The organism is Bacillus sp. FSL R9-9497 (assembly GCF_038005805.1).
GTDB classification, from domain to species: Bacteria; Bacillota; Bacilli; order Bacillales; family Bacillaceae_G; genus Bacillus_A; species Bacillus_A cereus.
In genome coordinates, this window is the sequence record NZ_JBBOTY010000001.1 from 4302492 (window position 1) to 4325198 (window position 22707).

Below are 22707 nucleotides of genomic sequence, written 5' to 3' on the forward strand. Positions count from 1 at the left end.
TAAAAGGTTTGTAAATACAAATCCTTTACCCTAACTGTTCTACTTCTTTATGATTACGAATCGTTTCAAACCATGTATATAGTTGCTGATATGTGCTATAAACCAATTCTTTTTCTAATTGTAAGTGGTTCATTTTCTCACGATATGTGTTCGATTCAATTAAATCACGCTTTTGTTTTTTGTCTGCCATAAAAATGACGCCATCTTTTATTGTAACAAATTCTAACTCAAAAAACACCTGTGTCATGAAATTTACTGTATCTTTTGACCAACCTTTATGACGACATAGTTGTTCTCCATATTGTCTTAAAGAAAATGGTGTTTTTTGGTTTAAGAAAGAATAATACCATTTAAAGTGTTCTCTCGTAGGAACTGTACTAAATAAGTGGTTATTCTCTTGATAAAATAGCGTATAAATTCGCGCTGGGAATCCTACTTTAAATAACTCACGTAATTCATCGGTTCCTTTTGGTAAATCAAGTAACACAATATATTGATCATCTAAATGCGTTACTTCTGAAGCATGCATGAGCTTTTCTTTATAGCTCTCTAAAGAAAATTTATTCAATACCTCTTCAGAAAAATACACCATTGTTATTTTTTCTTTCGGAAGTTCTGCTAAATTTGCTTCTGCATTACGCATACTACGCCAATCAAATAATTGCCACGCCTCTACAGCAATATCTTGTACCATTAGTTGTGGCTTCTTAAAATTATTCCATTCATTGATGGATGCTTCTCCTATTACAGATACCTTTGCAACTGGAGAGATTTCTTTCGCATATGCACCAAAACCAAATCCAATTGTATCCAGTGTTGCTTGTCCATCACGAAGAGCCATTTTTAAATGAGAGCCATCTGATCCGATTGCGCGAATGCTTTCTAACTCTGCATCTTTTACTGCAATACGTGGTTTCGGATTTCCAATACCAAACGGGGCTAGTTTTTGCATATCTTCAATTGCCGCTAGCGTTACATCCTCTACTTTGCAAAAAACATCAACTGCTGTAATTGGAATAAAATCTTCTTCTGTTAAAATCGCATCTGCTTGTTCATTTAATCGGCGACGTAATTCATCTACATCATTCATATGTAGCGTCATTCCCGCTGCCATCGGATGCCCTCCGAAGTGTGGCAATAACTCTCTACAATCTGATAAGTTTGCAAACAAATCAAATCCTGCAATACTACGTGCTGAGCCTTTTGCTGTTTCTTTTATAGGATCGATGCTTAATACAATCGTCGGACGATAAAAACGTTCAACTAATTTAGAAGCAACAATTCCAATTACCCCTGGGTTCCAACCTTCTTTTGCAAGTACTAATACTTTGTTTTCTTCTGGCGGGAAGTTATTTTCAACTTCAGCGATAGCCTCTTCTGTAATTTGCTTTACAATATCTTTTCGCAGTTTGTTCAGCTCATCAATTTCTTCAGCTAGCTCTTTCGCTTCCTCTGGATCATCTGATAATAAAAGGTGTACAGCCGGCGCTGCATCTTCTAAACGCCCGACCGCATTAATACGCGGTGCAATTGAGAAGCCAATACTCTCTTCTGTAATTTCACTTTGCGAAACGTTAGCAACTTTAAACAATGCCTTCAAACCAATATTTCTCGTCATACGCATATGTTTTAAACCACGTTTCACTAGCAACCTATTTTCACCATGAAGTGATACTAAATCGGCTACTGTACCGATTACTGCAATCTCTAATAAATGTTCTGGTACACGGCCTAATAGTGCATGCGCAACTTTAAACGCAACACCTACACCAGCTAAATAGTGAAACGGATATACGCCACCTTCTAATTTCGGATGTATAATCGCAAGTGCTTCTGGCAATTCTGGCGGTGGCTCATGGTGATCTGTAATAATTAGATCTATTCCAAGCTCCTTCGCTACATTCGCTTCATGTACTGCTGCGATGCCAGTGTCGACCGTAATAATCAGTGAGAACCCTGCGCTATGCGCCCAACGAAACGCTTCTTCGTTCGGTCCATACCCTTCTGTAAAACGATTTGGAATGTAAAATTCTACTTCTGCACCTAATTCTTGAAGAGCAAGATATAAAACCGTCGTACTACTTACTCCGTCCGCATCGTAATCACCAAATATTAATATTTGCTCTCCATTTTGAATGGCCTTATTTACACGTTCTACCGTTCTATCCATTCCTTCTAATAAAAATGGATCATGAAATTCTTGATTTTCTGTATTTAAAAAATCTAAAATCTTATCTTCTGTATCTAGTCCTCTACCGAGGAATAATGAAACGACAAGTGGCGATAACTGTAATTTACTTGCTAATTCACTCACTCGCTCGTCATTATATTCTTTTTCTTTCCAACGCGTCTTCGGTTGTAACACGAAATCACCCCTTAACCTGTTCATTATACAAGACAGATTAAGGGGTGACAATATAATGCAAACTACGATGCAATATCTATATACTAAAATGTTAATGATGTTTAATTTGGAGAATACGGATTTATATGTACGAATACATTTTGTACATTATCTTGTTTCATAAGTATTTCTTTCACATGTTTTCCAATACGGTGTCCTTCTTCTACGGTAATGTATGGATCTACAGACACTTTAATATCGACAATAACATAATGACCATGCTCCCGTGCATATAAAGAACCAATTTTTTTCACACCATCTACTTGAAGAACTGCTTCTCTAAGCGGAATAACCTCCTCCTCATGAAGAACATGGTCAAGCGTTGCATGAATTGCTTCCGCTCCAATGCTCCATGCCATTTTTACAACAAGAAGTGAAACAACTAATCCTGCAATCGGATCAGCATATACGAGCCAGTCTATACCAAGCTTACCACCGATTATAGCTGCACAAATACCGATTAAAGCTGCAATTGAAGAAAATACATCCGAACGGTGCTCATATGCATTTGCAATAATTGCATCACTGTTTACTCTTTTCCCTAATCGGAATTTATATTGAAACATTCCTTCTTTCACGACGATTGAAAGAACAACAGCAAATATCGTAATTCCTTTCGGCGGTTCTAGTTCTTGCGAAAAAGCTTTTATAGACGAAATCGCGATTTCAAGTCCCACAATAAATAATAATACCGCAACAATAATCGCCGAAATCGATTCCGCTTTACCATGACCATATGGATGATCCTCATCAGGTGGCTGCTTTGCCGCTCGCAATCCAAAAAGTACAGCTAGCGAACCAATTACATCTGATGCAGAATGCACCGCATCCGCTAACAGTGCTTTACTGTTCCCAATATAACCAATTACCGCCTTTACAATCGCTAATATAATATTACCAACGATTCCGACAATAGCACCAAACTCAGCCTGTTTAAAACGTTCATCTTTTTCCATCATTAAAATCCCTTCTTTTCTTAACCTATCTTTTTATTTTAACAAAAACAGCGATAATACCACCACTTTCTTCCATCTTCTTTCTGTTAAAAAGTTGCTATCTTATTGTATCCACAAACGAAAAAAGAGATGCCTCATAAAGAGACATCATCTTTTCTATACTTGCGGTTCAGATTCTACTTTCTCAACCTTTTTCTTGTTTTTGCCCTTTTTCAAACGACGGTTTTCAAGCATTAACCAAATTTGAGAAGCAACGAAAACAGAAGAATACGTACCTACAACTAATCCAACTAGTAACGCAAACGAGAAGTTACGTAGTGACTCACTACCGAAGATAAGCAGTGCAATTACTGGGAATAACACTGTTAATACGGTGTTAATCGAACGACCAAGCGTTTGGCGAATACTTGCATTTACGATTTCTTCTAAGTCTTTTATATCGCGAACTCGTTTTTTCTGTTTGTATAATTCACGGTTTCTATCAAATGTAACGATTGAATCATTAATAGAATAACCGATGATTGTTAACACTGCAGCGATAAACGTTAAGTCTACCTCTAATTGGAAAATACTAAATATAACAATCATAACGAACGCATCATGTAATAATGCAAGTACTGCAGATAATGCGTACGTAAATCGGAATCGAATACTTACGTATAAAATGATAACCGCAGAAGCGATTAATACTGCGATAAATGCATTTCGTGCAATTTCTTTCCCGATTGTTGGTGAAACTGTACTTACGTTTGGATCTGTACCATATTTATCGTGGAAGAATGTTTTTGTTTTTGCAATTTCATCTTTTGATAGAACACCTAATGTACGAACTGCGAATCCTTTATTGTCATCTCCAGTCGGTACAATATTTTCTTCCTTCACATCAATGTTCAACTCTTTAAAATCTTTATGAACATCAGACACAGTAACTGCTTGTTTTGATTGCAAGTCGATACGTGTACCACTCGCAAAGTCAATACCAAGATTCAATTTGAAAATTGGCAAGATAATTGCACCTGCAATTACAACTACAATCGAGAAGATAAGGAATTTATGACCGACATTTACGAAATTAATACGATCAAATTTCGTTGGTGGATGTACTACACCTTTTGTTAATGGAATAATATCCTTTTGCTTCACACCAAAGTATCCTGGTTTTTTATCGAAGTAACGGCTCTTTACTAGTAAACTTAGTAAGAAACGAGTACCGAATACGTTCGTAATGAAACCGACTAAAATACTTACGATTAAACTTGTTGCGAACCCTTTTACGGAACTATTACCGTAAACGAATAACACACCAGCTGCTGCAAGTGTTGTAATGTTCGCATCTAAAATCGTTGCTAATGAACGATGGTTACCAGCACGGAATGCTGACATCATTGACTTACCAATTTTCAGCTCTTCTTTCAGTCTCTCGTACGTAATAATATTCGCATCAACAGCGATACCTACCCCGAGCACTAACGCCGCAATACCCGGCAGCGTAAGAACTGCATGCATCCAGTTAAAGACAAGTAACGTAACGAAAATGTATAAACCTAACATAATAACCGCTACAAGTCCTGGTAAACGGTAGAATACAAGCATAAATAAGAAAATAAGAGCGATACCAATCGCACTAGCGAAAATCGTTTGCTCTAACGCTTGTTGACCAAACTTCGCTCCAACAGATGTTGAATACATTTCTTTTAAATCAACAGGAAGTGCACCTGCATTTAATAAAGATGAAAGTTGTTTCGCACTTTCAACTGTGAAGTTTCCACCTACGATAGATACTTCAGCTTGGTTAAATACTTGGTTTACTGTTGCTGCTGATAAGAACTTCGGATTCGGTTTTGCAGATTCTGCTTTGTACGAATCTTTTCCTTCTTCAAAATCAAGCCAAATTACCATTAAATTCGTTGGTGGTGGCATTTTTGAAATTTTTTCAGTTACTTCACGGAATTTTTCAGCGCTCTTTAGTGTAAGACCTACGCTCGCACGGCCTTGCTCATCAAATGTTTGCTTCGCTCCGCCGCCTTTTAAATCCGTTCCGTCCATAAGAAGATTATCATCTACATCACGGAATGTTAATTTCGCTTGTGTTGATAACATTTCACGTGCTTTTTGCTGATCTTGTACACCAGCAAGCTGTACACGAATTCGATCTTGCCCTTCGATTTGAATGTTCGGCTCACTTACACCGAGAACATTGACACGATTCTCAAGAGCACCTACTGTACTTACAAGTACGTCTCGATCGATTTTGTCACCTTTTTTGGCTGGTTTTACTTCATACAGAATTTCAAAACCACCGCGAAGGTCTAGTCCTAGACTAATTCCTTTTGCTATGTCTTTTCCTGCCGCACCAATTACTCCACCGATTAATAAAACGATGAGGAAAAAGGCGGCAATTCTCGTACCACGCTTTGCCATATGTACCCTCTTTCCGCTACTAACACTTTAAATAAATCTCTTACGATTCACTTTTACACGTGTGCATACGTCTAGTTAGTAGACTTCCTTTCTATAATTTTGCTAGCTCATCACTAGCTGTGCCGGTACGTTTTCACGATACCTGCACTTTCATTATTTGTTTTCTCTCTTCACTACCTCCTTTATATATGATCTTAGACATAATTATTTCCTGATTATCAATACCTATCATTATACTGCAAAAGGAAGAACAAACCAATTGCAGTCGGTTATTTATTTTCATATTCATCAAATGACCAAAGTGGCGCTTGATATGCTTCAACAGTTAAATATGTCATATATTCATTAGCACTTACTGTTAATACGTCATTAACTAATTCATACAATCTAACATCGCTGTCTATCTTCTTCCACTTTTTCACTTTAAGAAACTTCCAAATGTCATCATCTGTCACTCTGTCGTAGCCGAACATTTGAAACTCTTCTACTTTACTTTCTAAAACGACTTGTAACTGTCCGCGGTATGATTCTACCAAAGCCTCTCTATCTAACATCTATAACATCTCCTTCTTATTTCGCACGAAAAGTCGCTTTTATTCCCGCTCTAATGGACAGCAATAACTACTTTCAAGAGCACTATCATACTTCACTCTCTTAAATGCTTGTCATTCTTGTCTCGTACGTGCATATAAATTATTGTAAATCATTCCATTGATTTTGAGAAGGTAGGAGAAGAACATGACGAGACAAAGCTTTTTAAAAGGCGCATTTATTTTAATGATAGCCGGCTTTATTACAAAAATACTCGGCTTTATCAACCGCATAGTAATGGCACGTATTTTGGGAGAAGAAGGCGTTGGTCTTTATATGATGGCCGTTCCTACATTCATTTTAGCAATTACATTGACACAAATTGGTCTTCCTGTCGCAATCGCAAAATTTGTAGCAGAAGCGGAAGCTGTGAACGATAAACAAAGAGTTAAAAAAATATTAACCGTATCACTAGCTGTTACATCCGTTATTAGTATCATTTTAACAATCGGAATTATGTTCCTCACACCTATTTTAGCAAAAACATTATTAACCGACGAAAGAACGTACTATCCATTAATGGCCATTTTGCCCGTTGTTCCTGTTATTGCTGTTTCTTCTGTTTTGCGTGGTTACTTTCAAGGGAAACAAAACATGAAACCTAGCGCTTATGCGCAAGTTCTAGAACAAGTCGTCCGCATTACCATTATCGCTATATGCATTCAATTATTTTTACCTTACGGCATAGAATACGCTGCAGCCGGCGCTATGTTATCAGCTGTTCTCGGTGAAGTTGCATCCTTATTATTTTTACTCACGTTATTTCAGCGAGAAAAACATTTATCAATACGCTCTGGATTTTTCACTACTGTAAAGGAAAGCAAAGGAACATTTTATTCTCTGATGGATATTGCCCTTCCAACTACAGGAAGTCGTTTAATCGGCTCCGTTTCCTATTTTTTTGAACCTATTGTCGTTATGCAAAGCTTAGCAATCGCTGGTGTCGCTGCTTCTATTGCAACCCAGCAATACGGTATATTAAACGGTTATGCATTCCCGCTCCTATCACTACCCGCCTTTATTACATACGCTCTCTCTACAGCGCTCGTTCCTTCTATTAGTGAAGCAATGGCAAAAAGACAACATAAATTAGTAGAGCACCGTTTACAACAAGCACTTCGAATTTCATTAATTACCGGCGGATGGTCTGTCGTTATATTATACGTATTCGCTTCTCCTGTTTTAACTCTTATGTATGGATCAGACAGCGCAACAGCATTCATTCAACTTCTTGCGCCTTGCTTTTTATTTCATTATTTCCAAAGTCCACTTACCTCTGTTTTGCAAGCTTTAAACTTAGCAAGAGCTGCAATGATGAATACATTTATTGGTGCCATCGTGAAATTAATCGTTATTTTTGTACTAGCATCAAGGCCAGAATTTCAAATGATGGGGGTTGCTCTCGCTATTGCTGCAAATATTGTAACAGTAACATTTCTTCACTACGCTACTGTTTTAAAAAAGATTACATTTACCATTTACGCAAAAGACTATATTTTCGGCGGACTTGCCATCGGTATCGCGGGCGCCTTCGGTTTTTATCTTCATAAATATATTATTTTCTCTCATGCCCTTGGCATACAAACATTATGGGAAATCACTTTAACAACAATTGTTTATATCGTACTTCTCTTCACTTTCAAACTCATTCGAAAAGAAGAGTTAAGTCGTCTCCCTATCATTCGTAAACTTTCATTTTTGAAATAAGTTGAAACTTTAATCAGTGGGGTAATCTCCACTGATTATTAGTTAAACTAATCATTCTTACTCTTTCAAAGGATAAATCTCTAATTTTCTTTTACATCAACAAAAAATTTTCCGTTTTGAAAACTACAGTATAAAATTTGTGTTACATCGTTATAACCTAAGTTTTTTAATTTCTCAATAAGCCATTCATCTGTATGTTCAATCATTTGTAAATGACTAGATTGAATTTCTCCATCAATAATAAGAGGAAGCGTAAACTGCAATGTATCTTGTTTATTTTTTTGTTTTTGAAAGACAGATAACTTCCCAGACGGTTCCAAAATAGCATATTCTACATCCCGAATATCTCCAACTCCTTGTTCCCTTAATTGCATCATTAAATCATCTATATTATAACGTTGCTTTCTCATCTTCTTTTCATCAATCTTTCCCGCGTTTACAAGAATAGCCGGCTCACCTTCTATTAAATGCCGAAAGCGTTGATACTTTAGGGAAATGACTGACAAAATAATTTGGATGCACATAAGAAAAGTCATCGGAACTAATTGATGCCAAAGTGATTTATCGGTATTTTCAATTGCCACTACGGCCATTTCTCCAAGCATAATAAATACGACTAAATCTAATACACTTAGTTCTCCTATCTCACGTTTACCCATAAGACGAAAAATAATTAAGATGATGATATATAAAAGCATTGTCCGTCCAATTATTGATATCCATTCCATTTCTACATCTCCTTTTTTACGTATAGACTCCCCTATAAAAAAGAAACTAGTCTAACTTAGACAAAAGAAAAATATGCTTGTATTAAAAAGGGGGAATGTATAAATGGATGGAACGAAAAAATTATCCACTGCAATCGGCTTCGGTATTATTACACTATTAATTCTCGCATCTCTTACTAGCATGATTATGGCTCTTTTATTAAAGTTTACGAATATAAACGAAGGGACATTAGCCGTTACTATTTTTATACTCGCTCTTTTATCTATGCTTATGTCTGGTTTTATTGCTGGTAAAAAAGCTCAAGGGAAAGGATGGCTAGTAGGTCTCACAACAGGTCTCACGTTCACTATACTCGTTTTTCTAGTTAACTATTTAGGCTTTTCTCAAACTTTATCGAACTCACAATTACTTTATCAATTAGCATTAATGGGGGCGAGTACACTCGGTGGTATTTTCGGTGTAAATATGTCAAAGCAAAGTAACTAAAAAAGGCCCTGCATATTTTATGCAGGGCCTTCCAAATTAGTTTTTCACAACTTCACGAATCGCATTGCGATCGAAAGTTAAGTGTGAACCACCAGATTTAATAACAATTTTCGTCTCATCTACTGATTCGATTGTACCGTGTAAACCACCGATTGTTACGATAGCATCACCTTTTGCTAACTCACTTTGCATTTGAGCAACTGCTTTTTGACGTTTTTGTTGCGGGCGAATTAATAAGAAATAGAAAATCGCAAACATCGCAACGATCATAACGATATTCATCATACCTGCATTCATCTTTTGTTCCTCCTTTTAAATTATGTATTAGAAGTTTTTAGCATTCGGTTTATTAAAGCCATACTGTTCAAAGAACTCTTCGCGGAAATCGCCAAGACGGTCTTCACGAATAGCTTGTCTCACCTGCTCCATTAAGTTTAACAGAAAATGAAGGTTGTGATAAGACGTTAAACGAATTCCGAACGTTTCATCACATTTCATTAAGTGACGAATGTACGCACGAGAGTAGTTTTTACATGTGTAGCAATCACAGTTTGGATCAAGCGGACCGAAGTCTCTTGCGAATTTCGCATTTTTTACAACGAGGCGACCTTCACTTGTCATACATGTACCATTTCGAGCGATACGAGTTGGAAGTACGCAGTCAAACATATCAATACCACGAATTGCGCCATCGATTAACGAGTCAGGAGAACCTACCCCCATTAAGTAACGAGGCTTATTATCTGGAAGAAGTGGTGTTGTAAACTCAAGTACACGGTTCATAATATCTTTCGGTTCACCTACAGATAAACCACCTACAGCGTAACCAGGGAAGTCCATTGAAACAAGATCTTTCGCACTTTGACGACGAAGCTCTTCGTACTCTCCCCCCTGTACAATACCGAATAAGCCTTGATCTTGCGGACGTTCATGCGCTTTTAAGCAACGTTCTGCCCAGCGGCTCGTACGCTCTACAGATTTCTTCATATATTCAAAAGTAGCTGGGAATGGTGGACACTCATCAAATGCCATCATAATATCTGAACCTAATGCATTTTGGATTTCCATCGCTTTTTCTGGTGATAAGAATAATTTATCTCCATTTAAGTGATTACGGAAATGAACGCCTTCCTCTTCAATACGACGGAAGTCACTTAAACTGAATACTTGGAAACCACCAGAATCTGTTAAGATTGCACGATCCCAGTTCATAAATTTATGCAAACCGCCTGCTTCACGAATAATTTCATGACCTGGACGTAGCCATAAATGATACGTATTACTTAAAATAATGCCAGAATCCATTGCTTTTAATTCTTCTGGTGACATTGTCTTAACTGTTGCAAGTGTACCAACTGGCATAAATGTTGGTGTATCAAATGAACCGTGCGGCGTATGCACACGACCTAAACGGGCACCCGTTTGTTTACATGTCTTAATAAATTCATAACGAATTGCTGTCATAACTTACTCCTTTTATTTGTTTCTCATTTTAGCGTGAGATGCAACGAACATTGCATCACCGAAGCTAAAGAAACGATATTTTTCTTTTACTGCTTCATTATAAGCATGAAGTACATTATCTCTATTTGCAAATGCACTTACAAGCATAATTAATGTTGATTTCGGTAAATGGAAGTTTGTAATTAAACCATCAATTGCTTTAAATTCATATCCCGGATACATGAAAATATCTGTCCATCCAGAAGCGGCGCAAAGCTTACCTTCATGATCTGTTGCAATTGTTTCTAACGTACGAGTTGATGTCGTACCTACAGTAATAATACGTCCACCATTCTCTTTCACATGATTTAATAATGCCGCTGTCTCTTCAGACATATGATAATATTCTGCGTGCATATGGTGTTCTTCAATCGTGTCTGCAGAAACTGGTCTAAATGTTCCAAGTCCTACGTGAAGTGTAATGAATGCTAACTGAACGCCTTTTAGCTTTAACTTCTCAAGTAACTCTTCTGTAAAGTGAAGTCCCGCAGTCGGCGCTGCTGCTGAACCGATTTCTTTCGCATATACTGTTTGATAGCGATCGCGATCTTCTAGCGTCTCTTTAATATATGGAGGAAGTGGCATTTCCCCAAGTTCATCTAAAATTTCATAGAAGATGCCGTCATATGAAAATTCAAGCTGACGTCCACCTTGATCTGCAGTTCCTGTGCAAGTTGCTTTTAATTTCCCTTCGCCAAAAGAGATAACAGTTCCTTCTTTTACACGTTTCGCTGGCTTTACAAGCGTTTCCCACTTATCACCTTCTTCTTGTTTTAAAAGAAGTACTTCAATGTGCGCGCCTGTATCTTCTTTCACACCGTGCAAACGAGCAGGCATAACTTTCGTTTCATTTAAAACTAAGCAATCCCCCTCATGTAAGTAAGAAAGAATATCCGTAAAATGCTTATGCTCAATATCACCTGTTTCACGGTCTAACACCATTAATCTTGATGTTTCACGCTCTTCTAACGGGACTTGTGCAATAAGTTCTTCTGGTAAATGAAAATCAAACAGATTTATATCCATAGCTATATCCACCTATTTCTTATTTAAATCGATTTATTATATACATAATAAAAGATAATACAATACTTAACACAATACATGTAATGATAGGAAAATAAAAGGTAACGTTTCCTTTTTTCACAAAAATATCGCCTGGAAGCCTTCCAATGAACTTCCAAGCTAATCCAACAACGATGAGTAAGATCCCGGCTGTAATAAGCAGCTTTGGCATCTCCGTCATACTTTTGGTATCTCCATTCCGAAATGTTCATACGCAAGCGGCGTTACAATTCGGCCCCTCGGCGTTCGTTGTAAAAAGCCAATTTGTAATAAATACGGCTCATACACATCTTCAATCGTATGAGATTCTTCTCCAATTGTTGCTGAAACCGTTTCTAATCCAACTGGACCGCCACGGAATTTCTCAATAATACCAAGCAGTAATTTATGATCAATATGATCTAGACCTAATTTATCTACTTGCAGTAGCTCTAATGCCATTTGTGTAATTTCCATCGTAACCGTTCCATTACCACGAACTTGTGCGAAATCACGTACACGTCTTAAAAGACGATTCGCAATACGAGGTGTACCACGAGCACGTCTTGCAATTTCTAATGCAGCTAACGAATCGATTTCAACTTCAAATACTTCTGCTGTACGTTCAACAATCGCAGAAAGCTGATCTACTGTGTAGTACTCTAACCTTGAAAGTACACCGAAGCGGTCACGAAGCGGTGCCGATAATGCTCCAGCACGTGTTGTTGCTCCAACTAATGTAAATGGCGGTAAATCTAGGCGTACAGAACGTGCTGAGGGCCCTTTTCCAATTACAATATCAAGGCAAAAGTCTTCCATCGCAGGATACAATACTTCTTCAATTGATCTATGCAAACGATGAATTTCATCAATAAATAATACATCACCTGGCTGAAGCGCTGTTAATACAGCAGCTAAATCTCCTGGTCTTTCAATTGCGGGACCTGAAGTTGTTCTAACATTAACGCCCATCTCATTGGCAATAATATTCGCAAGCGTCGTTTTACCAAGACCTGGTGGTCCATATAAAAGCACGTGATCTAACGTTTCTTCACGCATTTTCGCCGCTTCAATAAATACTTCTAAATTATGTTTCGCTTTATCTTGGCCAATATACTGACGGAGCGTCTGTGGCCGTAATGAATATTCTAAATCCGCATCTTCATATGCAGATTCCCCTGAAAGGAGACGTTCGTCCATTATACTCACCTCTTACCATTTAGTAAAAGACTAAGTGCCTTTTTAATATACTGATCCGTCGTTAATGCTTCTTTTAATAACTCTGGTACAACACGAGAAACTTCGCGTTCTGCGTATCCAAGTGCGCGCAGAGCTTCCAGTGCCTCATCAAGCTCAGCTGATGAACCTTTATTCTCATCAAAACGTTCTGTGTCTGAGAATAAATCAACAAATGCATCTGGTACGACATCTGCTAGTTTTCCTTTTAAATCTAAAATCATTTGGCGTGCTGTTTTCTTTCCGACGCCTGGGAATTTCACTAAAAACTTCTCATCTTCATGCTCAATCGCTTGAACGACCTGTCCTGTTTGACCAGAAGCTAAAATTGCAAGAGCGCCTTTTGGCCCAATGCCAGACACGCCTAACAACTTTGTAAATAATAAACGCTCTTCACGTGTTTTAAAACCGTAAAGTGCCATAATATCTTCTCTCACATAATGATATGTATAGACACGGATTTCTTGCTTACTTCTTTGAAATACATACGGATTTGGTGTGAAAATTTGATAACCAATTCCATTATGATCAATTACGACATATTCCGGCCCTACATACTCCACGTAACCTGTAACATATTCAAACAAAATACGATCTCTCCCTCTTAAATCATGTATTCCATTTTAACATATTTAATGATAGAAAAGCGAGACTGCCCCAACAAATGTTCTCCACTTGAAACTTCTGTTATTTTCCATTGACAGAAAGGTTAAAGCACCTTAATATACAGAAGTCGATAATGATTATCAATACTAATTAAAGGGGTTACATCAGGATGAAACGTAAGCTATTTATTTTATTTACTATTATGCTTGTTGTTCTTTCTATCGTTGGCTGTTCTTCTCAAAAAGAAGAATCGAAAGCAAAAGAACAACCGAAAACAAAAGTTGTAAAACATGCTAAAGGTGAAGCTACAATTCCAGTAAATCCAAAGAGAATTGTTGACTTATCTGGATCAACAGAAGAACTATTACTTCTTGGACATAAACCTGTTGGTACAGCAAATACATATAAAGATAAAATCCAAAATCACTTAACAGACAAGTTAGATGGAGTAAAAGCAGTAGGTTGGTACTGGGCACCTAAAGTTGATTTAGAAGCTGTTACTGCTTTAAAACCAGACTTAATTATTTTAAACAACCGTCAATTAAAAATTTATGATCAACTAGAAAAGGTTGCACCTACAGTTGTTCTAGAAACAAACTTAGAAGACTGGCGTGGTAAGTTTAAAGAAGTAGGTAAGCTATTTGACGAAGAGAAGAAAGCAGACAAATGGATTGCAGACTACGATAAGAAAGCAGACTCTTTATCTAAAAAAATTAAAGAGAAAACAAAAGATGAGAACTTTATGTTCGTTGCAGTTACACCACAAAACTTCCGTGTATACGGTAGCTTCGGATACGGTGACATCATCTTTAATGACTTAAAACTTCCAGCAACAAAAGGTACGGATTTAAAACAAACGATGGCGCAAGTATCACTAGAAGGTCTAGTTGCATTCCAGCCTGACCAAATGTTTATTGTAAACTTCGGCGGCGAAGCTGATAAAGTTTACGAAGACTACAAAAACAGTGCCGTTTGGAAAGACAATAAAGCAGTTAAAAATAATCACGTATATGAAGTATCAAATGAAGTCTTCAATACGAAAGCATTCAATCCAATCGGAAAAGATATGCTAATTGATGAAATCGCAAAAGAAATTTTAGCTAAAAATAAATAAGAAAAAAAGCAGCTCACCATGAGCTGCTTTTTTTCTTACTTTGAACTGCGTATTGCTTCATTTTTTCAATCGTCTTCACAAAACCTTCTTTTGATTTAATACGAATGCCACGTTTCAATTTCGCACGTTCATAGCTCTCAAGCTTTTTCATATCAATTTGAAAGAAAGAATGGATCGCATTATCATTTTTTGGCACACCTTTGAAAATTTGTAATATCCCTTCCTCTGAAACACCAAAATACCCGCTCGTTTTCAATAACGGAGAAATATCATCAACTTTCTTTTGCAATACAATTTGTACATCATCACGATCAACGAGCTGCCATTCTTTATACTGCTGTAAAAACTTTTCTAAATCCGTCACTTTTTCTGTAAGTATTTCTTCGCTTACTTCGCCATCAACATACATACGCTCTAATAAAATTGTAACCTCAGGTTCTTTTTTCGTTACTTTTGGTACTGGCCCTTCCGCCTTCACATTCGTTTCATAAACGAAACAAAACATCATAACGAAAGCTTGCATCGCAATCAGTATCCATTTCATTTCCGTTCACCTCTTTTAGGCAAGATCATACTTTCATTAGTAGTTTTTCCGGAAATGGGGGTTTTATCCATATTACATTTCTTTCGAAAATATAAAAAATGCAGATAAGGATTCACCTCATCTGCATGTATCATTTACTTTTATATAAAATGAAAGACGCCTGCAAAGCAGGCGTCTTGATGCGTTTACGGCGAGAGACCAGGCGACCACATTCGCGTGTTTAGCACTTAAGCATATCTCTCGTCTTACGTAAATTAGCTCATCGCTTTGCTAATATAACATTAATAAAGTATAAGTGCAACATGTTTATAAAAATATTTTATTTCCTCTTTCATCTAAACAAATTATATGTAAATTATAAATTGATAAATGTAATATATATGTTACAATTAATGTAACAGCGAAATTATAATAAACAGGAGATGGGTAGTGTGAAAAAAATAAAGGATGAACGTCTCATTCTGCAAACGTTAAAAAACGTACGTATTGCTTTTCTTTTTCAATCACTTGGTATAATCGGTATTTTAGGCTATATCGGATTCACTGAAGGAATAGATCAAATTACGAAATCTCCATTATGGCTAGTATTTATTCTTACGAGTATGATCCTTAGTTATTTACAGTTAAGTGTTTCAATTGATGTAGAAGAAAGTGAAAAGGAGATAAAATTAACTCCTTATTACAAAATTGTTTTACGCTCTCTTATTGTAGGAATCGTTATGGCTATTATTTATATCATTTTCAGTCCAGAAAGCCCCCTATTTGAAGCTATTTTAACAGGTGGTATTCTCTTCATATGCTTTTTAGGTTCTTATTCCGTTAGTTATTTCATTAAAAAACGTCGTTTACAAGACGAAGATGAATAAAGAGGAAGGGCTCCCCCTTCCTCTTTTGTTTTGCTATCGCACTGTACCAGTTAAACCGTAACGAATGTCTCTGAACATATTTCCTATATCACGATTAAAATCGTTTGTAACTGTACCGTTACGTAGACGCGTACTCATTGCATCGACACGAGTAAACATATCATTTCTTACAGAAACATATACGTTTCTGTTTCCAACTTCATTTGCAACAGCTTGACGAATTTCGTTCGCCATCGCCGTTTCATTTGTCACTGTGTTACGTGGTTTTACCGCAATCGCTACATCGTTTCCATATACAACTGTAGACACACGGTCTACGTTATTCATACGTTTCACACGATTTGTTATTCTTTCAGCTGTTTTACCATCATTGTTAATGTATGAATTGTTCATTGTAATATTACGAGTTGGATGCGGATTAGCAATTTGTCCATTGTAATTTACATCACGGTAATAATTGTATCCTGTATCGTTACGACCATTTCTATATGTTACATAATCTGTATAACGATCATTACGCGTCACATTATCACGATACTGGTGTGTATCATTATAAGATGTACGCTCGTAATTGTAGTTACGTCCATCCATTGCATTGTTTTTTGGTGTACCACATGCAGCTAATGCACTAGTAACTAACAAAGAAGCAGCAATCACTTTTACTTTCGTATTCAATACAAAAACCCCCTCTGTTAGAATGAGCTTCTCTACTGAAAAGCTCCCTCTTATGATGAGTAACAGAGAAGGTTTTTACACTGTTAATATTTCACTGGGAATTTTCTAGCACTTCATAAAAAAACTGCATTTTCTTAATCAACAAGAATGCAAAAAAGGCGGGAATACTCCCGCCTTTTTAAACTTCTTCTTCGTCCTCTTCTTCTGAAACGGGCTCTCCAAATACATTTGGTGGATCTGGTTGATAATACATCGTTCCTGGCTGTGGTGCATATGCAGACTGAGTTGGTTGATAATATAAAGGATTCGCATATTGCGGACCGCCTGGTTGTGGACTATATAGTCTACTTTCTCCTCCGCATCCACAATCTTCCTCACCCTGCACAAGCGGCGGCATGTTATTATCCATTGGCATCATATTCTGGTTTGGCATAGACGTATGTTGCGGTCCAAACGGCGCTCCTTGCTGATATGGCATTTGATATGGATTTGGTTGTTGATAATACGGATTCGGCGGCATCATGGGCTGTTGATACGGCATTTGATAGGGCATCATATTTGGTGGTTGATTGTTATCCATAATCGGCATCATATTCGGCATTTGATTGTTATCCATAATTGGCATTATATTCGGCATTTGATTGTTATCCATGATTGGCATCATATTCGGCATTTGGTTATTATCCATAATCGGCATTATATTCGGCATTTGATTGTTATCCATAATTGGCATCATATTCGGCATTTGATTGTTATCCATAATTGGCATCATATTCGGCATTTGATTGTTATCCATAATTGGCATTATATTCGGTGGTTGATTGTTATCCATAATTGGCATTATATTCGGTGGTTGATTGTTATCCATAATTGGCATTATATTCGGCATTTGAATATTTGGCGGTATGACTTGTGGAATAACTACATTTTCTTTCGATACATTTGGCGATACTATATTCCCTACGTTTTCTTTCTTCACTTGTGGTGACACTATATTTCCTACATTTTCTTTTTTCACTTGTGGCGACACTATATTTCCTACATTTTCTTTTTTCACTTGCGGCGACACTATATTTCCTACATTTTCTTTTTTCACTTGTGGTGACACTATATTCCCTACATTCTCTTTTTTCACTTGTGGTGACACTATATTCCCTACATTCTCTTTTTTCACTTGTGGTGACACTATATTCCCTACATTCTCTTTCTTCACTTGCGGCGATATTATATTATTTTTTTTCGTTTGCGGAGAAATGATATTGTTAGGTTTCATTTTACTAATTTGAGGAGCAATTAACTCGCTTCCTTTTTTTATTACATCTGAAATTTTATATTCTTTTTTCGGTTTTATTGGTGGTTGTGGCGGCTGCGGTAATACATTTACCGAAAACTTCGTGTTTTCTTTTTCCGCCGGTTTTTGTTTTTCTATCACAGGTGGTTTTTGAATAACAGACGGTTTTTCAACTGGTTTTTCTTTTTGAATTGGCTGTTCTTTTTGCACCTCTTTTTGCGGCTTTACCTGCATCTCCTTCTGTGGTTTCACCTGTACTTCTTTTTGTGGCTTTACTTGCATCTCTTTCTGCGGTTTTATTTGCACTTCTTTTTGTGTTTGTTGCATAGCTGGCTGCTGTGTAATTGGTGCTGATTGATACGTAACTTCTTCCTCATCTTCTATTCCAAGCGGAGTTGGTGTTGCTGCAAATTCTTTTTGCTGCACTTCTTTTACGTATTGCTTTGGAGGCGCTGAACCTGCTCCAGCCTGTTGTTTCATGTGAACACTCTTTGATGGCACTTTAATTTTCATACCTGGCATGATTAAATCTGGATTACTAAGTTGTGTATTTGTTTTTTTCAACGTGTCAAAATCCACTCCGTACTTTTTCGCAATTTTCCAAAGGGTATCCCCTTTTTGCACGATATGAATTTTCAAATTTTCCCCCTCCTGTATAACTTATCTATAAGTAACAAATCTCATGAAGTAACTCTTTCTAAATAACATTAACTTCTTTTTACTTTTATCACTTCTTCGATTTTCAATATCATTCGAAGTGGAATAAGCATAAAGAACCACAATGATTTCTTCAAAACAATGTATGCCCATTTCGTTCTCATTATGATTATATGTATGAAAAAAAGCAACGGGAATACCGTTGCTTTACACACGCTCTAACATACGATTTAATGCAAGAACTGCTTCTGCCGTTACTTGTTTGTCTACGCTAATAACGTTAATTTCTTCTCCTCTTTCTATCGTTTCAAGTGTCCATAATAAGTGAGGCAGATCTATTCGATTCATCGTTAAGCACGGACACATAAATGGATTAAGCGAAACAATTTCTTTATCTGGATGTTGCTGAATAATTCGATTCACTAAATTCATTTCTGTACCAATCGCCCATTTGCTACCAGATGGCGCTGATTCAATCATATCAATAATATATTTCGTTGAGCCTGCATAATCTGAAGCAGCTACAACTTCATAGCAACATTCTGGATGTACAATAATATTCATATTAGAATGATTTTTTCGTACACTCTCAATATTCTTCACTGTAAAATTTTGATGAACAGAACAATGTCCTTTCCATAAAATCACTTGAATTTCTTCTATATCCCCATCGTACTCTAATGAATCTGTGTGCGGGTCCCATACTGCCATTTTATCTAACGGGATACCTAGATCGTACGCTGTATTTCTCCCTAAATGTTGGTCTGGTAAAAAGACGAGACGTTCTTTTTGAGTAAACGCCCAAGATACCATTTGCTTTGCATTAGAAGAAGTTACTGTTGCTCCTCCGTTACGACCACAAAACGCTTTAATTGCAGCTGTAGAGTTCACATATGTTAACGGAATCATCGTATCTCCAAATAATTTAGTGAGCTCTGTCCATGCTCTTTCTGTTTGTTCAATATCTGCCATATCCGCCATCGAACAACCTGCACGCATATCTGGTAAGATGACAACTTGATCATCTGTCGTCAACATATCTGCTGTTTCCGCCATAAAGTGTACCCCGCAAAACACAATGTATTTTGCGTCTTTATTGCTCGCTGCAACTTGCGCAAGTTGAAGTGAATCCCCTGCTGCATCTGAAAATTGTACCACTTCATCTTTTTGATAATGATGCCCTGGAATGAATAACATTTTCCCCATTTTCTCTTTAATTTCACGAACACGCTTTTCCATATCTTCCGTTGACATTGTGTAATAACGCTCTGGTAACATCGTTTCAATCGGCTGTACTTTTTCTAAAATACTCATATACGTTTCTCCCCCTCTAAGCCACTTTCCTTACTCTTCAATATTGAAACTAATATCAAGTGCTTTCACTGAATGTGTTAACGCTCCAAGTGAAATATAATCTACCCCTGTTTTTCCGTATTTCGATAAATCTTCAATTGTGATGCCCCCTGAAGCTTCCGTAACGATGGCACTTGGTACAATCTTTGAAAACTCCCGGATTTCATCTGGCGTACGATTATCGAACATAATAATATCCGCACCAGTAGCGACAGCCTCTCTCACCTGTTCCTCAGTTTCTGTTTCCACTTCTACCTTCACCATATGTCCTAACTTTTCTTTTACTGATGTAACAGCTTTTGTAATAGAACCAGCAAAAGCAATATGATTGTCTTTAATCATGACACCATCATATAAACCGAAGCGATGATTAAATCCACCGCCGCACACGACTGCATACTTATCAAACATACGTAGTCCTGGCATCGTTTTTCGCGTATCACAAATGCGAGTATGACTACTATCTAAAGCAAGAACCGCTTTACGCGTCATCGTCGCTATTCCACTCATACGCTGAATAACGTTTAATATAACGCGCTCTGCTGTTAATAACGATGCGATTGGACCTTGCACTGTTGCAATAATTTCTCCTTTTTCTACAAGATCCCCATCTTTTTTATGAAGCTCTATTTCAATTCTCTCATCAATTAATTTAAATCCTGATTCAATTACTAAACATCCTGCAAAGACCCCTGTATCCTTCGCAAGAAACGTTCCTTTCGAAAGCAAGTTATCTGGAAAAATAAGCTGAGATGTTACATCTCTTTCTCCTATATCTTCTAAAAAAAATCGGTTTAATGCTTCTTTAACTTTTATCGTGTTCATAAAGCCCCTCTTCCCCTCATCACACAAGTTGTAGTTTTCTCTTTACTCGAACAATCTCTTTCTTTCCTATATTTCTATCTGGATAATCACTCCGGTAATGCCCGCCAATACTTTCTTCTCTTTGCAAGGCTGACACAACTATAAGCTCACAAACCGTTAACATATTAATAAGCGTTATCTCTTCATTCGTAAGAACATCATGTTGTAATATCATATTTCGAACACCATACTTACTAAACCATCTCTTCGCATAAGATAAACTTTGCTCTGTTCGCACAATCCCAACATATTTCATCATGCATTTTTGTATTTCTTCTTTCGTCGGTAAATGATTCAGAACGATAAACTTTTCTTCCTTTTCAGCTAGCATGTTCACCTTTTCTTTTGTCTCTCTAGATAAAATGTGTCGTCCGATTCTTTTTCCAAACACAAGACCTTCTAATAATGAATTACTCGCTAATCTATTTGCACCATGAACTCCGTTACAAGCTACTTCACCGACTGCGTATAAGTTCGGAATAGACGTCTCTCCATCACAGTTCGTTTTCACGCCGCCCATGTGAAAATGAGTACCAGGCACGACTGGAATAAGTTTTTTATTTATATCGACTCCATTTGTTTTACATATCGATGACACGGTCGGAAAGCGTTGTTCAAAGTTTTGAATCATTTCGATGTTTAAGTACACTTTTTCACCCGCAAGTAGCTGTTCATGAATAGCCCGTGCGACTACATCACGAGGTGCTAGATCCTGTTCGGAATGTATATCCATCATAAAACGCTGCCCTTTTCCATTTATAAGGACAGCTCCTTCTCCGCGAACAGCTTCGGACACGAGGCCGGAACAACGCCCACCCGCGTATAACATCGTCGGATGAAATTGTATAAACTCTAAATCTACAAGCTCTCCGCCTGCACGGTACACCATTGCAAGTCCGTCGCCTGTAATCGTCTCATCATTAGAAGTAAAGGCGTATAAACCGCCAATACCGCCTGAAGCTAACACCGTACAATCTGCATTGTAACGTTTCAATTCTCCTTTATTGTTGCGAGTTAAAGCCCCAACACATTTATCTTTTTCTATAATAAAATCGAGCACCATTTCCTGTTCCACTACCGTAACGTATGGAGCTACTTCTTGAATAAGATGCTCTAATAAATTCTTTCCTGTTGCATCGCCACCTGCATGTAAAATACGACGTTTTCGATGCGCTCCTTCTTTTCCAAGATGAGGACCTGTTTCATCTCCATCAAATTTCATTCCTCTTTCAATAAGGTTATTAATTTCTTTCGGTCCCTCCTCGACTAAATAACGGACCACTTCTTCATTGTTATAATGACACCCTGCTACTAATGTATCTTCAAAATGATCATTAGGATTGTCATATGTAGCTACCGCTGCGGCAATTCCACCTTGAGCTAAATGTGTATTATTATTACGTTTCGTCTCCTTTGTGATAATAATCACATTCTTTTCGTGACAAATCTCTTTTGCAACACGAAGTGCCGCAACACCACTTCCAATAATTAAGACATCTGCACTTGGCATAATTGTTGCCTCCTACTTTACACTTTTCAACTGTCTTGACACCTATATTTACATAGTTTTAAAATAATGACAAGAGTTTTTTTATAATTCTTATTTTCACTACCATTTAAAAAGTAAAAGAACTGTAACTCTTACTAGAGAGAGGAACTT

At 37.2% G+C, this 22707-nt stretch carries 20 protein-coding genes and 1 pseudogene; 4 read left to right on the top strand and 17 right to left on the bottom strand.

What is annotated here, in order from left to right; genetic code table 11:
- Positions 1-25: 25 nt before the first annotated feature.
- From recJ to MKY21_RS22200, 4 genes are all read right to left on the bottom strand, one after another.
- Complete coding sequence (gene recJ, locus MKY21_RS22185; protein WP_016118659.1) at positions 26-2365, bottom strand: single-stranded-DNA-specific exonuclease RecJ; 2340 nt, start codon at positions 2363-2365, stop codon at positions 26-28.
- A 101-nt stretch (positions 2366-2466) separates the two neighbouring features.
- Positions 2467-3360, bottom strand: a complete 894-nt coding sequence (locus MKY21_RS22190) for a cation diffusion facilitator family transporter (RefSeq protein ID WP_033694251.1) — start codon at positions 3358-3360, stop codon at positions 2467-2469.
- Between the two features lie 156 nt (positions 3361-3516).
- Positions 3517-5781 (bottom strand): protein translocase subunit SecDF, encoded by a 2265-nt coding sequence (gene secDF, locus MKY21_RS22195; RefSeq protein ID WP_001119060.1) that lies wholly within the window; start codon positions 5779-5781, stop codon positions 3517-3519.
- Positions 5782-6050: 269 nt separating this feature from the next.
- Entirely contained in the window at positions 6051-6335 is a 285-nt protein-coding gene (locus MKY21_RS22200) for a post-transcriptional regulator (protein WP_000886978.1), read from the bottom strand.
- Positions 6336-6519: 184 nt separating this feature from the next.
- Between MKY21_RS22200 and spoVB the strand changes: the two genes are divergently transcribed.
- A complete protein-coding gene (gene spoVB, locus MKY21_RS22205) occupies positions 6520-8079 on the top strand; it encodes a stage V sporulation protein B (RefSeq protein ID WP_016118661.1) in 1560 nt (519 codons plus the stop codon).
- An 80-nt stretch (positions 8080-8159) separates the two neighbouring features.
- Here the strand turns inward: spoVB and MKY21_RS22210 are convergent, their stop codons facing one another.
- Complete coding sequence (locus MKY21_RS22210) at positions 8160-8807, bottom strand: DUF421 domain-containing protein (RefSeq protein WP_000454820.1); 648 nt, start codon at positions 8805-8807, stop codon at positions 8160-8162.
- Positions 8808-8910: 103 nt separating this feature from the next.
- On the opposite strand from MKY21_RS22210, the gene MKY21_RS22215 reads away from it, so the two are divergent.
- The gene (locus tag MKY21_RS22215; RefSeq protein ID WP_000349141.1) at positions 8911-9294 is read left to right on the top strand and encodes a TIGR04086 family membrane protein; all 384 of its coding nucleotides are present in this window, start codon (positions 8911-8913) and stop codon (positions 9292-9294) included.
- A 36-nt stretch (positions 9295-9330) separates the two neighbouring features.
- Here the strand turns inward: MKY21_RS22215 and yajC are convergent, their stop codons facing one another.
- The 6 genes from yajC to ruvA are packed head-to-tail and all read right to left on the bottom strand — an operon-like array spanning position 9331 to position 13664.
- On the bottom strand, positions 9331-9591 hold the full coding sequence (yajC, locus tag MKY21_RS22220; protein WP_000991115.1) for a preprotein translocase subunit YajC: 261 nt from the start codon (positions 9589-9591) through the stop codon (positions 9331-9333).
- Between the two features lie 27 nt (positions 9592-9618).
- The gene (gene tgt / locus MKY21_RS22225; protein ID WP_000125365.1) at positions 9619-10758 is read right to left on the bottom strand and encodes a tRNA guanosine(34) transglycosylase Tgt; all 1140 of its coding nucleotides are present in this window, start codon (positions 10756-10758) and stop codon (positions 9619-9621) included.
- Positions 10759-10770: 12 nt separating this feature from the next.
- Entirely contained in the window at positions 10771-11823 is a 1053-nt protein-coding gene (gene queA, locus MKY21_RS22230; RefSeq protein ID WP_044795855.1) for a tRNA preQ1(34) S-adenosylmethionine ribosyltransferase-isomerase QueA, read from the bottom strand.
- A gap of 19 nt (positions 11824-11842) precedes the next feature.
- Complete coding sequence (locus MKY21_RS22235) at positions 11843-12043, bottom strand: DUF2905 domain-containing protein (protein ID WP_000138162.1); 201 nt, start codon at positions 12041-12043, stop codon at positions 11843-11845.
- The gene (gene ruvB / locus MKY21_RS22240) at positions 12040-13041 is read right to left on the bottom strand and encodes a Holliday junction branch migration DNA helicase RuvB (protein ID WP_000344449.1); all 1002 of its coding nucleotides are present in this window, start codon (positions 13039-13041) and stop codon (positions 12040-12042) included. Before ruvB ends, MKY21_RS22235 begins: the two co-directional genes overlap by 4 nt.
- Positions 13042-13046: 5 nt before the next feature.
- On the bottom strand, positions 13047-13664 hold the full coding sequence (gene ruvA, locus MKY21_RS22245) for a Holliday junction DNA helicase RuvA (protein ID WP_000464513.1): 618 nt from the start codon (positions 13662-13664) through the stop codon (positions 13047-13049).
- Between the two features lie 188 nt (positions 13665-13852).
- On the opposite strand from ruvA, the gene MKY21_RS22250 reads away from it, so the two are divergent.
- Complete coding sequence (locus MKY21_RS22250) at positions 13853-14797, top strand: iron-hydroxamate ABC transporter substrate-binding protein (protein ID WP_000823606.1); 945 nt, start codon at positions 13853-13855, stop codon at positions 14795-14797.
- 13 nt (positions 14798-14810) lie between these two features.
- Here the strand turns inward: MKY21_RS22250 and MKY21_RS22255 are convergent, their stop codons facing one another.
- Positions 14811-15341: a BofC C-terminal domain-containing protein gene (locus tag MKY21_RS22255; protein ID WP_000871178.1), complete on the bottom strand. Its 531-nt coding sequence runs from the start codon at positions 15339-15341 to the stop codon at positions 14811-14813.
- Positions 15342-15772: 431 nt separating this feature from the next.
- On the opposite strand from MKY21_RS22255, the gene MKY21_RS22260 reads away from it, so the two are divergent.
- Complete coding sequence (locus tag MKY21_RS22260; RefSeq protein WP_000721244.1) at positions 15773-16207, top strand: hypothetical protein; 435 nt, start codon at positions 15773-15775, stop codon at positions 16205-16207.
- A gap of 33 nt (positions 16208-16240) precedes the next feature.
- On the opposite strand, the gene MKY21_RS22265 is transcribed toward MKY21_RS22260, so the two are convergent.
- From MKY21_RS22265 to nadB, 5 genes and pseudogenes are all read right to left on the bottom strand, one after another.
- Positions 16241-16882, bottom strand: coding sequence for a YhcN/YlaJ family sporulation lipoprotein (locus MKY21_RS22265; protein WP_001093541.1), 642 nt, complete (start codon positions 16880-16882; stop codon positions 16241-16243).
- A gap of 1773 nt (positions 16883-18655) precedes the next feature.
- A pseudogene (gene safA, locus MKY21_RS31215) lies at positions 18656-18812 on the bottom strand (SafA/ExsA family spore coat assembly protein); the annotation flags it as partial.
- A gap of 225 nt (positions 18813-19037) precedes the next feature.
- The gene (gene nadA, locus MKY21_RS22275) at positions 19038-20144 is read right to left on the bottom strand and encodes a quinolinate synthase NadA (RefSeq protein ID WP_000025306.1); all 1107 of its coding nucleotides are present in this window, start codon (positions 20142-20144) and stop codon (positions 19038-19040) included.
- Between the two features lie 30 nt (positions 20145-20174).
- The gene (gene nadC / locus MKY21_RS22280; RefSeq protein WP_341077379.1) at positions 20175-21008 is read right to left on the bottom strand and encodes a carboxylating nicotinate-nucleotide diphosphorylase; all 834 of its coding nucleotides are present in this window, start codon (positions 21006-21008) and stop codon (positions 20175-20177) included.
- A 19-nt stretch (positions 21009-21027) separates the two neighbouring features.
- Complete coding sequence (nadB, locus tag MKY21_RS22285) at positions 21028-22557, bottom strand: L-aspartate oxidase (protein ID WP_001138536.1); 1530 nt, start codon at positions 22555-22557, stop codon at positions 21028-21030.
- Positions 22558-22707 lie beyond the last annotated feature (150 nt).